This window comes from Pararhodobacter zhoushanensis (assembly GCF_025949695.1).
Lineage (GTDB): Bacteria > Pseudomonadota > Alphaproteobacteria > Rhodobacterales > Rhodobacteraceae > Pararhodobacter > Pararhodobacter zhoushanensis_A.
In genome coordinates, this window is the sequence record NZ_JAPDFL010000001.1 from 4,175,621 (window position 1) to 4,189,316 (window position 13,696).

A 13,696-nucleotide genomic window follows, 5' to 3' on the forward strand; every position below is an offset into this window, starting at 1 on the left:
GCGCTCAGGCCGCCCAGGACGGCAGGCGCTGCCACGCGCCGTCATGGCGCTGGAAGTCGTCCACCACCACCGGCTCGAACCCGGTGCGCCCCGCGCGGTGGATCGTCACCTGCGCGTGGTCGGCGCTCAGGTCGAGCAGGCTGAACCCATTGGCCTCTCCGCGCCGCCGGGTGCTGAGCGCGGTCCCGGCCTGCACAAACAGCACGCCGGGGGCGTCGCGGAACGGGCCGGAATAGCTGACATGCACATGGCCTGAGAGCACGACCTGAACCCCGGCCTCGGTCAGCGTGGCCAGCGTGTCTTTCGCCCCGTGCATCAGGGGATCGACGCTGAGGGCCGCGTGTTCCAGCGGGTGATGCATCACCAGCACACGGCTGCGGTCTTCGGCGGTTGCGAAGGTTTCGCTCAGCTTGGCGCGCTGCGCGTCGGACACGTAGCCGCGCTTCCATTGCCAGCGGTCGGCGGTGTTGATCCCGGCTGCCAGCGTATCCGCATTCTGCCAGACCGGCGCCATCTCGGGCCCGGCCGCGCGGTGGTAGCGCCGGTAAGGGCCAAAAACGCGCAGCAGCGGGTTCCAATGCGGCAGATCATGGTTGCCGGGCACGCAGAGCAGCGGCCCCGGCACACGGTCCAGAAACGCCTTGGCCAGCCGGAACTGGCCGGGCGTGCCGCGATGCGCCAGATCGCCGGACACGACGATCAGATCAGCGCGCGCGGCCTCGACGGCGGCTAGCAGAGGGTCGATCAGGTCAGGCTCATGCGCACCGAAATGCAGGTCCGAAAGATGTACTATCCGGGTCATGCGGCCACTTGATCGGCATCATCGGGCACGATGATGCTGAGCGATTGCTCATGGATCTTGAAGCTGAGGGGTGCGGACATGCGTCGTTTCTCTCCGTCATAGGCGACATGCGGGCGACGATGCGCGGTGTCGATCCGCATCTCGCGTGCGGCGATCAGGTCGATGTCGCGCCCGGCCCGCATGGTCCCCGTCGCCAGCCTGAGCGCCAGATTGACCAGATGCGTTCGCGTACCGCCCCGGGCGACATAGACAGCGAACTGGTCATCATGAATGGCATCGGCCCCTTCGAGGCCGAAATATGCCAGTTGATAGGCCGAACGCGCGACAAAGATCAACGGCGTGCGCACATGCCGGATCTGGCCATCGTCGGCCTGCATCGTCAATTTATAGGGCCGCTGGAAGCGGATCAATGTGCGCAGCAGCGACCAGTTGGCCATCAGCCGCGAGCGCCCCCAGCGCCGGTAAATGTCTTCGCGCGCGCGCAGCACGGCGGGGTACAGGCCGATCGAGGCGTTGTTGAGAAACACCTGACCGTTGACCGAACCGACGGAAATGTTGTGCCGTTTGCCGTTCAGGATCGCCCGTGCGGCCTCTTCGGGGTCTTGGGGCAAGCCCAGCCCACGGGCGAAATAGTTGAAGGTGCCCAGCGGCAGCACGCCCATGCTGACCCCGGCCTCGTCGCCGTCCTGCCGCAGGTCATCGCCCAGCAACGCCTGCGCGACGCCTGTAACCGTGCCATCCCCGCCCGCGGCGACGATGATGCGATAGCCGTCAGCGATGGCGCGCCGGACCTCGTCCTGAAGCCCAGAGTCATCGGTCCACCGGCGCAGCTGCGCCTCGGCCCCCAGCACGGCCATGGCCCGCTCGATGGCCTGCGCATCACGGCTGTTTCGCCCCGATTTCGGATTGGCGATAACGCAGATGTCGCTACTCTGGATCGCTCGTCGTATCGCTCGCTGTGCGGTCATCACCGCTCCCTTGCGTGGGGTCTGGCAGCACCAGCCCCTGAACCTGAGCGGCCATATCCGAGCGAATGCGCCCGACGATGAAATCCGCGAATAACCGCACCTTTGGATCGCGCAGCCGCCGGTGCGGGGTCAGCAGGCTCAACGAGACGGACAGCGGCGGCGTGGCCTGCGCCACCGGAACCAGCGCGCCCGACCGAAGATAAGCGCCGACCTCGAACAGCGGTTTCAACACGATCCCGTGACCCGACAAGGCCCAGTCGGTCAGCATGTCGCCGTCATCTGATTCGTAGGGGCCGGAAATGTCGTATTTCTGCACGCCCTGCGGCGTTTGCAGCGCCCATTGGAACTCTTTCGCACCCGGATAGCGCAGATTAAGACAATCGTGCCGCTCGCGGATCAGCGTCGCGCCATCCGCCGGATTGCCCCGGCGCTCGATATACGCAGGCGCGGCGCAGAGCACGCGCGGGCATTCCGCGATCACCCGCATCTTGAGCGCGCTGTCCTCCAGCCGACCCAGATGCAGCACGGCATCCAGCCCCTCGGCGGTGACGTCGATGATCCGGTCCGACAGGCGCAGGCGCAGGTCAATCTGCGGATAGGCGGCCTTGAAGGCGGGCACGAACGGTCCGACGAACCGCCGACCCACGCCCAAAGGCGCACCGACGAACAACACGCCGCGCGGGTTCTGCGTGGCATCGGCGACGGCGGATTCCGCGTCCTGAATGGCTTGCAGGATGCCCAGCGCGCCCTCGTAAAAGATGCGGCCGTTTTCGGTCGGTTGCAGTTTGCGCGTTGTGCGGTTGAACAGCCGCACGCCCAAGTGTTTTTCCAGCTCGCTAATCCGCCCTGAGGCGACAGCGGGCGAGGTGCGCTGATCCCGGGCAGCGGCCGACATGCTGCCCAATTCATAGACACGCACGAACATCCGGACCATGTTGACATAGGACATTTTCAGGCCCCGCTTGAAAGTCCTCAGAGATTTGACGGACTAACAGAAAGACCAGCGGCGGTATAGCCTGCCCAAAACAAAGGAGTCAGGGATGTTCGAACTCGCCATCATCGGGGCCTGGGCCGAGTTCGCCCTGCGCTGGCTGCACGTGATCACGGCGATGGCGTGGATCGGCTCGTCGTTCTATTTCATCGCGCTGGATCTGGGCCTGAACCGCAACATCCCCGGCCCGGCGGATGGCGAGGAATGGCAGGTCCACGGCGGCGGGTTCTACCATATCCAGAAATATCTGGTCGCACCCGCGACGATGCCGGACCACCTGATCTGGTTCAAATGGGAAAGCTACATGACCTGGATCTCGGGCTTTGCGCTGATGTGCATGGTCTATTATCTGGGGTCCGAATTTTACCTGATCGACCCGGCAGTCATGGATCTGGCCCCCTGGCAGGCGATCGGGATCTCGCTGGTGTCGCTGGCCTTTGGTTGGCTGGTCTACGACCAGATCTGCCGCCGCTTCGTGAACTCGAACCAGACGCTGGTGATGGTCGCGCTCTACGTGGTGCTGGTCGGCATGGCGTATTTCTATACCTCGGTGTTCACCGGACGCGCGGCAATGATCCATCTGGGCGCGTGGACGGCGACGATCATGACCGCGAATGTGTTCATGGTGATCATGCCCAATCAGCGGATCGTGGTGGCCGACCTGCAGGCGGGGCGCAAACCCGACGCCAAATACGGCAAGATCGCCAAGCAACGCTCGACGCATAACAACTACCTGACGCTGCCGGTCATCTTCCTGATGCTGTCCAACCACTACCCGCTGGCCTTTGGTACGCAATACACTTGGATCATCGCCTCGCTGGTGTTCCTGATGGGCGTGACGATCCGGCACTATTTCAACTCGAAGCACGCGCGCAAAGGCAACCCGACCTGGACCTGGGCAGTGACGGCGGTGATCTTTATCGTCATCATGTGGCTCTCGATTGCCCCCGCGATGCGCGCCGAGGAAGATCTGGCGTCTCTCCCGCCCTCCGTCGCCCGCTTCGCGCAGGCCGAGGAGTTTTCCGAGGTCCACAATGTCGTCGTCGGTCGCTGCTCAATGTGCCATTCCGAGTATCCAGTCTATCCCGGCATCAACTGGGCTCCGCACGGGTTGATGCTGGATACCGAAGCCCAGGTCGCCCGCGCGGCGCGGCTGGTCTATCTGCAAGCCGGGCGCGCCCACGCTATGCCCCCGGCGAATGTCAGCTGGATGGAGGAAGACGAGCGCGCGCTGATCCGGCAGTGGTATCAAAGCGTCGCTGGCGTGCAGGGCTAAGACGGAAGCGCGCAGCGACGTCGGGGGGCTGCTCGCCCCCGTCGCCAAAGGGGGACGCACGCGCCCCCTTTGGACCCCCCGTGGATATTTGTGGCATAAAGTTGGGCGCAGTTAACAAACCCTTAATGCCCAACTTTATGCCTTAAATATCCTGGGGGGTGAATTGGCCGCCAGGCCAAGAGGGGGGCAAGGCCCCCCTGCCCGGTCGCCCAAGGGCCAGAGCCTGCATGGCTCTCGACCGAGGGCGAAACACCTCACCCGGCGAAGCGCGCCGCCAGGCGGTTGCGGGCTTGCGGCAGCGGTTTGTTTCCCAGCGCCGGGGCCAGCACCTCGCGCAGGAAATGCCCGGTCGTCTGAAGCCCCTGCGCCATCTGTTCGCGGCTTTCCGGCGCCGCGGCGTCGAGCAGCAGAGGCGGCAGCGGGAGCAACCGGTCGGCCCAGTCGCCCGCAGCTTCAGCCGTCACCGCCCGCCCGGTCTTCGGTGAGACATAGGCCAGCCCGTCGATCTCTCCGCTCACCGCGCAGGCGCTCAGGTCGAGACCGTAGCCCGTCTCGTCCAGCAGCAGGCGTTCCCAGAGCAGGTAGGTGCCGAACCACGCGTCGCCCTCGGCCAGCCGGTCGAGCAGCGCGGTGGTCAGGGCATACAGCCGCGGCTGGGGGTCACGGTCGGCCAGCGCGAAGACCGCCAGCGCGCTCAGCGCGTTCAGCGCCGCCAGCCGTTCGGCGTCGAGCATGATGGTACTTGCCCGCGCCCGCACTGGCTCAACCGTGAAGTTGCCCAGATGGTCATCCAGCCGCGCCCGCCAACTCAGCGCCAGCGTGTTCCCCGGTTGCAGCACCGGCGTCAGCTTGCGCCCGGTGCCGCCGCGCACCGCGCCGCGGTGCAGCCCGTGCTCGGCGGTCAGCACCTCGATGATGGCGGTATTCTCGCCATGCGGACGCGCGCTCAGCAGGATGCCGTCGCCCGTCCAGTCCATCGCTTACAGCGCCCGCCAGCCGATGTCGCGGCGGCAGAACCCTTCGGGCCAGTCGATCCGGTCCACCATCACATAGGCGCGCTGATGCGCCTCGGCCAGCGTTGCCCCCCGTGCCGTCACGTTCAGCACGCGCCCGCCGTTGCTCAGGATGACGGCACCATCGGCCTTGGTCCCGGCATGATAAACCATGTTGAAACTGTCTTCGGGCAGCGCCTCGAGCCCCTTGATCGGCGTGCCCTTGGCATAGGTCCCCGGATACCCCTTGGCCGCCATCACCACCGTCAGCGCATGGTCGTCGGCCCAGTTGACCCGTGCCTCTTCCAGCCGGCCTTCGGCGCAGGCCAGCAGCAGGTCGAGCGCCTGCGCACCCAGTCGCAGCATCAGCACCTGACATTCGGGATCGCCAAACCGGACGTTGTATTCCACCAGCCGCGCCACGCCGTTTTCGATCATCAGCCCGGCGTAGAGCACGCCCTGATACGGCGTCCCGCGCCGCGCCATTTCCACCATCGTCGGGCGCACGATGCGTTCCAGCGCCTGCTCGGCAATCGCGTCCGTCAGCACCGGGGCGGGCGAATACGCGCCCATGCCGCCGGTGTTCGGCCCGGTATCCCCGTCGCCGACGCGCTTGTGGTCCTGCGCCGTGCCGATGGGCAGCACGGTTTCGCCATCGACCAGCACAAAGAAACTGGCCTCTTCGCCGCTCATGAACTCCTCGATGACCACCTCGGCCCCGGCCGCGCCGAAGGCGCCGCCGAAGATCTCGTCCAGACCCGCCAGCGCCTCGTCCAGCGTCATGGCGACGATCACGCCCTTGCCCGCCGCCAGACCGTCGGCTTTCACCACAATCGGCGCGCCTTGCGCACGGACATAGGCCTTGGCCGCCTCGACATCCGAGAACCGCGCCCAGCCAGCGGTCGGCGCGTTCGCCGCGTCGCAGATCTCTTTGGTGAACCGCTTGGAGCTTTCCAGCTGTGCCGCCGCCGCCGAGGGGCCAAAGCACATGATGCCCGCGTCGCGCAGCGCGTCGGCGACGCCGGCGGCCAGCGGCGCCTCGGGTCCGATCACCACGAAATCCACCGCATTCTCTTCGCAGAAGGTCACGACCTCGGCCCCGTCCTCGGGGTTCAGCCGCGCGCATTCGGCGATTGCGGCGATCCCGGCATTGCCCGGCGCGACGATCAGCCGGTCGCATTTCGGGTTTTGCTTGATTGCCCAGGCCAGCGCATGTTCGCGCCCGCCGCCGCCGAGGATGAGGATGTTCATGCCGCCCGCCCGTTTACTGCCGTTCGCGGGGCTTGTAGGCTGAAAGCGGGAGTGGCTCAAGACGAAGGGCAAGATGCCGATCAGCGATCCGCAACTTTGGCATAGGCTGCAGGCTTGGCACCGTGGCAACGGCGGGCAGAGCTTGCAGAAAAGCCTTTCGGCCAAGCTGAAGCTTTTCCCCCGGAACGCCCCGCGCGTGGCCGAAGAACTCCTGCGCGACGCCTATCTCTTTGCCCGCGCGCCCGAGGCGGTAGATGCGCCACCCTTGCTGGCGGGCGGTGTTGGCGTCATTCTCCAAAGCAGGGTGCTTGTGGGCCTTGGTTTCCTGATCCTGTTTGGCGCTGCGTCCTGCATGATCCTGCTGGAATTTGCCGCGCCGATCCGGCCCGGCAAAAGAGACACCGCCTGACTCACGCCTTCCCCCTCGCCCCTCCTCACGCTAGAACCACCTCATGGACCTGATCGACGACGACCTCCCCGGCCCCGACGGCCCCGGCAACGCGCATGACTTCACCGTTTCCGAGCTTTCCGGCGCGGTCAAACGGGTGATCGAGGGCGAATTCGGTCGCGTGCGGGTGCGCGGCGAGGTGGGCCGCGTGATGATCGCGCGCACCGGGCATATGTATTTCGACCTCAAGGATGACCGCGCGGTGATCTCGGCGGTCAGCTGGAAGGGTCAGGTCGCGCGCATGGTCGTGCGCCCCGAGGAGGGCATGGAGGTCATCGCCACCGGGCGGATGACCACCTTTGGTCCGCAATCCAAGTACCAGTTGCAGGTCGAGAACGTCGAACCCGCCGGGGCCGGCGCGCTGATGGCGATGCTGGAAGCGCGGCGCAAGGCGCTGGCCGGTGAGGGCTTGTTTGACGTTTCGCGCAAGCGTCCGATCCCGTTTCTGCCGCAGGTGATTGGCGTGATCACCTCGCCCACCGGGGCGGTGATCCGCGATATTCTGCACCGGCTGGCGGATCGTTTCCCGCGCCGGGTGATCGTCTGGCCGGTCGCCGTGCAGGGTGAGCGCTGCCCGCGGGACGTGGTGCGCGCGATTGAAGGCTTCAACGCGATCAGGCCGGGCGGACCGGTGCCACGCCCCGATGTGCTGATCGTGGCGCGCGGTGGCGGCTCGATCGAGGATCTGTGGGGATTCAACGATGAAGCGGTGGTCAGGGCCGCTGCGGCCAGTGACATCCCGCTTATCTCGGCGGTGGGCCATGAGACCGACACGACGTTGATCGACCACGCCGCCGACCTGCGCGCGCCGACCCCGACCGCCGCCGCCGAACTGGCGGTGCCGGTGCGCGCCGATCTGCTGGCGCATGTCGCGACCTTGGGCGCGCGCCTGCACCGGGCTGGCACCGGTGGCACGCAAACCCGCGCGCAACGCCTGCGCGATCTGTCGCGCGCCCTGCCCCGGCCCGAGGCCCTGCTGGCCACGCCGACGCAGCGCTACGACCGCGCCGCCGACCGTTTCGCCGGGTCGCTGCGCGCGCTGGCGCAGCGCAAGACGCTGGAGTTGAACAAGGCGGCGGCAGGTCTGCGGCCGGGCGTGCTGCGTGACCGGGCAGAACGGCGAGCCGAGGCGCTGGTGCGCGCGGGCGTGCGGCTGACACCGGCCTTGCAGCAGGGGTTGGTGCGCAAATCCGAGCGGCTGACCGGCCCCCGGCTGATCGAGCGGGCGGGCGCGGCGCTGATCCAGCAACTGGCGCGGCGGCGTGAAAAGCTTGAAGCGCTGGACCGGATGCGCCGCTCGCTGGGCTATCCCGAAACCTTGGCGCGCGGTTATGCCGTTCTGCGCGACAGTGACGGCACCCCGCTCACCACGGCGGCGGCGGCCCGCAAGGAAACGCAGTTCACCGTCGAGCTGCGCGATGGCACGCTGGAAGCCGTCCCGGTCACCGCCCCGCCCCGCCCGCGCAAAAAGGCACCCGAGCCGGGGCCGGGCCAGGGCTCGCTGTTCTAAGGGTTAATAGCCCAGCGCCTTGCGCAGCATGTTCAGCGCCATGACCATGATGAACACCGCAAAGACGCGCTTCAGCGGCTTGGGGTCCATCGCATGGGCCAGTTTCACGCCCCAATTGGTGGTGATCATCGTCATGGCGATCACCACCCCAAATGCCGGGATATTCACGGCCCCGATGGTATAAGGCGGTGCGCCCTCGACCCCCAGCAGCAGGAACCCGGCGACCGAGGGCGCGGCGATGATCACCCCGAACCCCGCCGCCGTGGCCACCGCCCGGTGGATCGGCACGCCGTAAAGCGTCATCAGCGGCACGCCGAACGAGCCGCCACCGATGCCCATCAGCACCGACAGAAAACCCATGACCGATCCCAGGATGCCGCGCTTCGCCCCGCCCGGCATTGCGTCGCCCAGCCGCCAGCTTGCCCGGCCAAAGGCCAGATACAGACCCACGGTCAGGCCCAGAACGCCGAAGATGCCTTGCAGGATCACCGACCGCAGCCCCGAGGCCGCGATCATCCCCAGAACGGCCCCGCCCGCGATCCACGGGGCCCAGCGCTTGAGGATCTCCCAGTCCACCGCGCCCCGCTTGTGATGCGCGCGCACCGATTTGACCGAGGTCACGACAATCGTCGCCAGCGAGGTCGCCAGACAGACCTGCATCAGATGCGGCCCGCCGTAGCCCAGCGCCGTGAAGGCGTAGAAGAAGGCAGGCACCAGCACGATGCCGCCGCCGACCCCCAGCAAGCCCGCAATCACCCCGGCCACCGCGCCAATCGCCGCCAGCAAAGCCACCATCAGCGCCAGAAGACCGGGATCGGGCATGCTCAAATCCCCTGTGCCTCGGTGGCGACCAGCCGGATGCGTTCCACCATCGCCCGCAGCCCGTTCGAGCGTTGCGAGGACAGATGCTCATCCAGCCCCAGCCGCTTCAGGGCGGCTTGTGCGTCCAGCCCCGGCACCTCGGCCAGCGGGCGGCCCGCGTAAAGCGTGTGCAAGACGGCGATCAGCCCGCGCACGATCATCGCGTCGCTTTCGCCGTAGAAATCAAAGAGGCCGTTTTCGATGTTCGGGTACAGCCAGACCTGACTGGCGCAACCGTTCACCTTGTTGGCGGGAACCTTCAACGCCTCTTCCATCTCGGGCATCTCGCGGCCCAGTTCGATGACGTGGCGATAGCGGTCTTCCCAGTCGTCAAGGAAATCGAAGGTCTCGGCCAGCTCGTTGAACTCGTCCTGTGCCATGCCTGCTCCGCTGCTGTCGTTGCGGGTTCAGACCTAGGCCGAGACGCGCCAAAGGTCCAGCCCTTGCCCTTTTCAACCGGACCACTTTGCGCTAGGTCTGGCGCGCGTTCTGCACCGAGGGAAGCCCTATGAAAACTCCGCTTGCTGCCTTGCTGATGTCGTCGCTGGCCCTGTCTGCGTGCGGGGGCTTCAGCGACTCGCGGATGAACCCGCGCAACTGGTTCGGCGCGTCGAGCGTTGAGGAGCGCCCGGATCTGGGCCCGACCACCCTTGTCGACGATCCGCGCCCGCTGGTGCCGCAGGTCAGCGAGATGGTGATCGAGCGTACCTCGTCCGGTGCCATCGTGCGCGCCTCGGCGGTGATGCCCTCGGCTGGCTGGTGGGATGCCGAACTGGTGCCCGAAAACTACGGTCGCCCCAGCGCCGGTGTGCTCAGCTTCCGCTTTGTCGCCATGCCGCCACGCACCCCGGTGACCGGACAAAACCCCGGGGCCCGGACGATTGTCGCGGTCTACGCGCTGACACAGGCTCAGCTGGATACCACCGCCGACATCACGGTCATTGGCGCCGAGAACACCCGCCGCGCCCGGCGCTGACCTCTCTGGTTATGCAAACGGGGGCCCCGCAAGGCCCCCGTCACAGCGCGCCTCAGGCGCGCGTTTTGCTGCCGGGGGCCGGGCGGGGCCTTGCGCCCTGCCCGGCCCCCGGCGTTCCCGTTACTTCACGGTGATACGACCGTCGGTATAGGGCTGGTAGGGGTTATGCTCGGCCAGATACTCGGCCAGAACGTCGGCCAGATCGGGGCCAAAGTCATAGGCGTTGGTCGCGTGATCGCGGAACACCGCATAGCCGTCGCCGCCATTGCGCACATAGTCATTGGTCACCAGACCATAGGTCGCTGCCGGATCAATCGGCACCCACGCGCCTTCACGCATGACCATGACGTCGCTGACCCGCGAGCCCGCCGGTGCCGAGGCGTCGAAAGCATAGGTCAGGCCACCGACCTGCGCAAAGCGCCCAGCGCCTTCCTCGATCTGGCTCACACCGTTTTCCAGCGCCGCAACAACGTATTCGCCGGTCAGCTCGAACGTGGCCAGCGTGTTCTGGAACGGCAGAACCTCCAGCACGTTGCCCATGGTGATCGTGCCGTCGCCAATCGACGCCCGCAGACCGCCGCCGTTCTGAATGGCAATGGTGATGCCTTGGCCTGCGACACGGGCCAGCATGGCGTCGGTCACCAGATTGCCCATCGTGCATTCCATCGCCCGGCAGGTCGTACGGTCGCCGTCGATAGCCTCAACCGCTTCGGAAACCAGCTCGCTGCGGGTCTCTTCGATCGGACCGGCCAGCGTGGCGACCCAGGCAGCGATTTCGGGATCGGGGGTGACTTCCGCGTTGATCTCGATGGTGTCGCCGGTGGCGTAGATCAGCTTGCCTTCGTCATCCAGATCCAGAATCAGGTGGCCCAGATAGCGGCTATAGGCACCCGCCTGAACGACCGGCACGATGGACCCGTCGACATTATCCACCCAGGTCGGATACGGCCCTTCACGGCGCGGATCGCTGGCGGACAGGTAGGTGTGGCTGTGGCCACCGACAACGGCGGTCAGGCCCGGCACTTCGGCCGCGATGCGCTGCTCGCCGACATAGCCCACGTGGGTCAGCGCGATGATGGTCGTCACGCCCTCGGCGTGCAGTTCTTCAACCGAGCGTGCTACGGATTCAACCGCACTTGAGAACGCGATGGTCGGCCCGGGCGACGCGATATCGGGGGTGTCTTCGGTCAGCGCGCCCACGATGCCGACGCGCAAGCCGCCGGTTTCCAGAATCGCCCAAGGCACGATGCGCCCGGCCAGCAGGTTGTTTTGCGACACGTCGATGTTCGCGGCGACAATCGGGTATTGGTCCTGATCGGCGAAGACCAACAGCCCCTCAGGCCCGTTGTCGAACTCGTGGTTGCCCACCGCCATCGCATCCAGACCGATGCGCAGGTTCATCTCGGCCTCGACCGCTCCGCCATAGGTGGTGAAATACAGCGAGCCCTGCGATTCGTCGCCAGCGCTCAGCACCAGCACCGGATTGCCCTCAGCGGTGATCGCGTCGCGCATCTGGTTGATCAGCGTGAACAGCCGTGCCGCGCCGCCAAAGCACTTGCCCTCGGCCTCGTCCCCGGCCGAACAGGTCGAGTTGAAGCGGTTGATCGGCTCAACCCGGCTGTGGAAGTCGTTGAAATGCAGGATGTGCAACTCGGTCGCATAGCCCGGCAACGCGCTGGCAGCCGCCAGCGCTGTCGAACCGAGGATGGCCCTGAACTGGGTCTTGAAGGACATTAGAGTTCCCCTGTTGGAATTTTTCCCGAAGGTCAAAGATTGCCCGCCTTGGGCGCAGAGTCAAAGGTCACGTCACAGGCTTTCCCAAGGGAAGGCGACGTGCGCATGACAGTGCCCGCGCCACACGCACCCCGTGCTGCCCCATTGACCAGAGGCCGCGCTTTGGGCAAGAGCATCGCATGCTCGTGTACAAGATCTTTCGCCGCTCCGAATGGGATGCCTTTGCCGCCGCCGGTCGCACCGAAGGCGCGCCGGTCGATCTGGCCGACGGCTATATCCATATGTCCACCGCCCAGCAGGTTGTCGAAACCGTCGCCAAGCATTTCGCCGGAGAAAGCGATCTGGTGCTGCTGGCGATCGAAACCGACACGCTGGGCCCTGCGCTCAAGTGGGAGCCGTCCCGTGGCGGGGCGCTGTTCCCGCATCTCTACCGCGCGATGGTGCGCGCCGATGTGGTCTGGGACAAATCCCTGCCGCTGGGCGCTGCCGGGCATATCTTCCCCGAAGGGGTGATCTGATGATCGAACAGCTCGGCCTGTGGGCGCTGCACCGCATCGACCCGGAAACCGGGCATGGTGTGTCACTCAAGGCGCTGAACGCCGGGCTGGTGCCGCTGCCCGGGCAGATCACCTCGGATCGCCTGCGTACGGTCGTGGCGGGGCTGGAACTGCCCAACCCGCTGGGTCTGGCTGCGGGCTTTGACAAGAACGCCGTGGCCTTGGCCCCGCTGGCACGCTCGGGCTTCGGCTTTGTCGAGGTCGGCGCGGCCACGCCCCGCCCGCAACCCGGTAATCCCCGCCCCCGCCTGTTCCGGCTGTCCGAGGACCGCGCGGTGATCAACCGCTTCGGCTTCAACAACGAAGGCGCCGAGGCCATCGCCGCCCGCCTCATGCGTCGCACGGCGGGGCCGATTGTTGGCCTGAACCTTGGCGCGAACAAGGACAGCGCCGACCGCGCCGCCGATTTCGCCAGCGTCCTGCGCCTCTGTGGCCCCTTCGTCGATTTCGCGACGGTCAATGTGTCGTCCCCCAACACCGAGAAACTGCGTGATCTGCAGGGCGCCGATGCCCTGCGCGGTCTGCTGGCCGGTGTCATGGCCGAGCGTGACGCGCTGGAACGCCGCCTTCCGGTGTTCCTGAAGATTGCGCCGGATCTGACCGCGCAGGAACTGTCAGACATTGCCGGTGTGGCGCTGGACTCCGGTCTGGACGCGATCATCGCCACCAACACCACGTTGGGGCGCGATGGTCTGAAAAGTGCCCAAAAGGGCGAGATGGGCGGGCTGTCCGGCGCGCCCCTGTTCGAAAAGTCCACGCGCGTTCTGGCCCAACTCTCGGCGCTTACCGAAGGCCGCCTGCCGCTGATCGGCGTTGGTGGTGTCGATTCAGCTGAAACCGCCTATGCCAAGATCCGCGCCGGGGCGAGCGCGGTGCAGATGTATTCGGCGCTGGTCTATGGCGGCTTCTCGATGATCGGGCAGATCCTGCGCGGACTCGACGCGCTGCTTGAACGCGACGGGTTCGCAAGCGTGGCCGAGGCTGTCGGCACCGGAAGAGACGCATGGCTCTAGAAATCTGGCACAACCCGCGCTGCTCGAAATCGCGTCAGGCGCTGGCTTATTTGCAAGACCAAGGGCTGACGCCCGAGATCCGTCTGTACCTCAATGCGCCGCCCAGCGCCGCAGAGATCCGCTCGATGCTTGCGGCTCTGGGGCTGCCGGCCGCCGATCTCCTGCGCAAAGACGGCGCGGCGCTGAAATCGGAATCCGAGGATGCCATCATCGCCGCCATGGCCGCCAACAGCGCGCTGATCGAGCGCCCGGTGATCCGCAATGGCGACAAGGCGGTCATTGGCCGACCGACCGAAGCCATCGATCAGATCCTCTGA

Annotated in this window: 15 protein-coding genes; 7 read left to right on the forward strand and 8 right to left on the reverse strand. The window is 66.4% G+C overall.

Translation table 11 applies throughout. From position 1 onward, the window contains the following. Positions 1-4: 4 nt before the first annotated feature. From OKW52_RS20830 to OKW52_RS20840, 3 genes are read right to left on the reverse strand one after another with little or no spacing between them, the layout of a single operon-like run. The gene (locus OKW52_RS20830; RefSeq protein WP_127105364.1) at positions 5-802 is read right to left on the reverse strand and encodes a metallophosphoesterase family protein; all 798 of its coding nucleotides are present in this window, start codon (positions 800-802) and stop codon (positions 5-7) included. Continuing rightward, the gene (locus OKW52_RS20835; protein WP_264507408.1) at positions 799-1,770 is read right to left on the reverse strand and encodes a diacylglycerol/lipid kinase family protein; all 972 of its coding nucleotides are present in this window, start codon (positions 1,768-1,770) and stop codon (positions 799-801) included. Before OKW52_RS20835 ends, OKW52_RS20830 begins: the two co-directional genes overlap by 4 nt. Then, positions 1,730-2,719 (reverse strand): LysR family transcriptional regulator, encoded by a 990-nt coding sequence (locus tag OKW52_RS20840; protein WP_264507409.1) that lies wholly within the window; start codon positions 2,717-2,719, stop codon positions 1,730-1,732. Before OKW52_RS20840 ends, OKW52_RS20835 begins: the two co-directional genes overlap by 41 nt. 91 nt (positions 2,720-2,810) lie before the next feature. On the opposite strand from OKW52_RS20840, the gene OKW52_RS20845 reads away from it, so the two are divergent. Then, complete coding sequence (locus tag OKW52_RS20845) at positions 2,811-4,037, forward strand: urate hydroxylase PuuD (RefSeq protein WP_264507410.1); 1,227 nt, start codon at positions 2,811-2,813, stop codon at positions 4,035-4,037. Positions 4,038-4,291: 254 nt separating this feature from the next. On the opposite strand, the gene recO is transcribed toward OKW52_RS20845, so the two are convergent. Further along, positions 4,292-5,014 (reverse strand): DNA repair protein RecO, encoded by a 723-nt coding sequence (recO, locus tag OKW52_RS20850; RefSeq protein ID WP_264507411.1) that lies wholly within the window; start codon positions 5,012-5,014, stop codon positions 4,292-4,294. Positions 5,015-5,017: 3 nt separating this feature from the next. Beyond that, complete coding sequence (purD, locus tag OKW52_RS20855) at positions 5,018-6,280, reverse strand: phosphoribosylamine--glycine ligase (RefSeq protein ID WP_264507412.1); 1,263 nt, start codon at positions 6,278-6,280, stop codon at positions 5,018-5,020. Between the two features lie 196 nt (positions 6,281-6,476). Between purD and OKW52_RS20860 the strand changes: the two genes are divergently transcribed. Both OKW52_RS20860 and xseA read left to right on the forward strand, forming a co-directional pair. Beyond that, entirely contained in the window at positions 6,477-6,689 is a 213-nt protein-coding gene (locus tag OKW52_RS20860) for a hypothetical protein (RefSeq protein WP_264507413.1), read from the forward strand. 43 nt (positions 6,690-6,732) lie between these two features. Further along, positions 6,733-8,238: an exodeoxyribonuclease VII large subunit gene (gene xseA, locus OKW52_RS20865; protein ID WP_264507414.1), complete on the forward strand. Its 1,506-nt coding sequence runs from the start codon at positions 6,733-6,735 to the stop codon at positions 8,236-8,238. 3 nt (positions 8,239-8,241) lie between these two features. Here xseA and OKW52_RS20870 read toward each other — a convergent pair whose 3' ends face one another. Continuing rightward, positions 8,242-9,060 carry a sulfite exporter TauE/SafE family protein gene (locus OKW52_RS20870; protein ID WP_264507415.1) on the reverse strand — a complete coding sequence of 273 codons (819 nt, stop codon included), beginning with the start codon at positions 9,058-9,060 and terminating at the stop codon, positions 8,242-8,244. 2 nt (positions 9,061-9,062) lie between these two features. Then, positions 9,063-9,479: a SufE family protein gene (locus tag OKW52_RS20875; RefSeq protein ID WP_264507416.1), complete on the reverse strand. Its 417-nt coding sequence runs from the start codon at positions 9,477-9,479 to the stop codon at positions 9,063-9,065. Positions 9,480-9,607: 128 nt separating this feature from the next. On the opposite strand from OKW52_RS20875, the gene OKW52_RS20880 reads away from it, so the two are divergent. Further along, positions 9,608-10,075, forward strand: a complete 468-nt coding sequence (locus OKW52_RS20880) for a hypothetical protein (RefSeq protein ID WP_264507417.1) — start codon at positions 9,608-9,610, stop codon at positions 10,073-10,075. Between the two features lie 120 nt (positions 10,076-10,195). On the opposite strand, the gene OKW52_RS20885 is transcribed toward OKW52_RS20880, so the two are convergent. Beyond that, on the reverse strand, positions 10,196-11,809 hold the full coding sequence (locus OKW52_RS20885; protein ID WP_264507418.1) for a bifunctional metallophosphatase/5'-nucleotidase: 1,614 nt from the start codon (positions 11,807-11,809) through the stop codon (positions 10,196-10,198). A gap of 179 nt (positions 11,810-11,988) precedes the next feature. Between OKW52_RS20885 and OKW52_RS20890 the strand changes: the two genes are divergently transcribed. The 3 genes from OKW52_RS20890 to arsC are packed head-to-tail and all read left to right on the forward strand — an operon-like array spanning position 11,989 to position 13,696. Continuing rightward, positions 11,989-12,327, forward strand: a complete 339-nt coding sequence (locus tag OKW52_RS20890; protein ID WP_264507419.1) for a DUF952 domain-containing protein — start codon at positions 11,989-11,991, stop codon at positions 12,325-12,327. Then, positions 12,327-13,379, forward strand: coding sequence for a quinone-dependent dihydroorotate dehydrogenase (locus OKW52_RS20895; protein ID WP_264507420.1), 1,053 nt, complete (start codon positions 12,327-12,329; stop codon positions 13,377-13,379). Before OKW52_RS20890 ends, OKW52_RS20895 begins: the two co-directional genes overlap by 1 nt. Continuing rightward, positions 13,370-13,696, forward strand: a complete 327-nt coding sequence (gene arsC / locus OKW52_RS20900; protein WP_264507421.1) for an arsenate reductase (glutaredoxin) — start codon at positions 13,370-13,372, stop codon at positions 13,694-13,696. The genes OKW52_RS20895 and arsC overlap by 10 nt, the downstream gene beginning before the upstream one ends.

Bases quoted from the DNA above. Each gene is read 5' to 3' on its own strand.
- OKW52_RS20830 (WP_127105364.1), bottom strand. From the start codon at position 802: ATGACCCGGATAGTACATCTTTCGGACCTGCATTTCGGTGCGCATGAG.
- OKW52_RS20835 (WP_264507408.1), bottom strand. From the start codon at position 1,770: ATGACCGCACAGCGAGCGATACGACGAGCGATCCAGAGTAGCGACATC.
- OKW52_RS20840 (WP_264507409.1), bottom strand. From the start codon at position 2,719: ATGTCCTATGTCAACATGGTCCGGATGTTCGTGCGTGTCTATGAATTG.
- OKW52_RS20845 (WP_264507410.1), top strand. From the start codon at position 2,811: ATGTTCGAACTCGCCATCATCGGGGCCTGGGCCGAGTTCGCCCTGCGC.
- recO (WP_264507411.1), bottom strand. From the start codon at position 5,014: ATGGACTGGACGGGCGACGGCATCCTGCTGAGCGCGCGTCCGCATGGC.
- purD (WP_264507412.1), bottom strand. From the start codon at position 6,280: ATGAACATCCTCATCCTCGGCGGCGGCGGGCGCGAACATGCGCTGGCC.
- xseA (WP_264507414.1), top strand. From the start codon at position 6,733: ATGGACCTGATCGACGACGACCTCCCCGGCCCCGACGGCCCCGGCAAC.
- OKW52_RS20870 (WP_264507415.1), bottom strand. From the start codon at position 9,060: ATGCCCGATCCCGGTCTTCTGGCGCTGATGGTGGCTTTGCTGGCGGCG.
- OKW52_RS20875 (WP_264507416.1), bottom strand. From the start codon at position 9,479: ATGGCACAGGACGAGTTCAACGAGCTGGCCGAGACCTTCGATTTCCTT.
- OKW52_RS20880 (WP_264507417.1), top strand. From the start codon at position 9,608: ATGAAAACTCCGCTTGCTGCCTTGCTGATGTCGTCGCTGGCCCTGTCT.
- OKW52_RS20885 (WP_264507418.1), bottom strand. From the start codon at position 11,809: ATGTCCTTCAAGACCCAGTTCAGGGCCATCCTCGGTTCGACAGCGCTG.
- OKW52_RS20890 (WP_264507419.1), top strand. From the start codon at position 11,989: ATGCTCGTGTACAAGATCTTTCGCCGCTCCGAATGGGATGCCTTTGCC.
- OKW52_RS20895 (WP_264507420.1), top strand. From the start codon at position 12,327: ATGATCGAACAGCTCGGCCTGTGGGCGCTGCACCGCATCGACCCGGAA.
- arsC (WP_264507421.1), top strand. From the start codon at position 13,370: ATGGCTCTAGAAATCTGGCACAACCCGCGCTGCTCGAAATCGCGTCAG.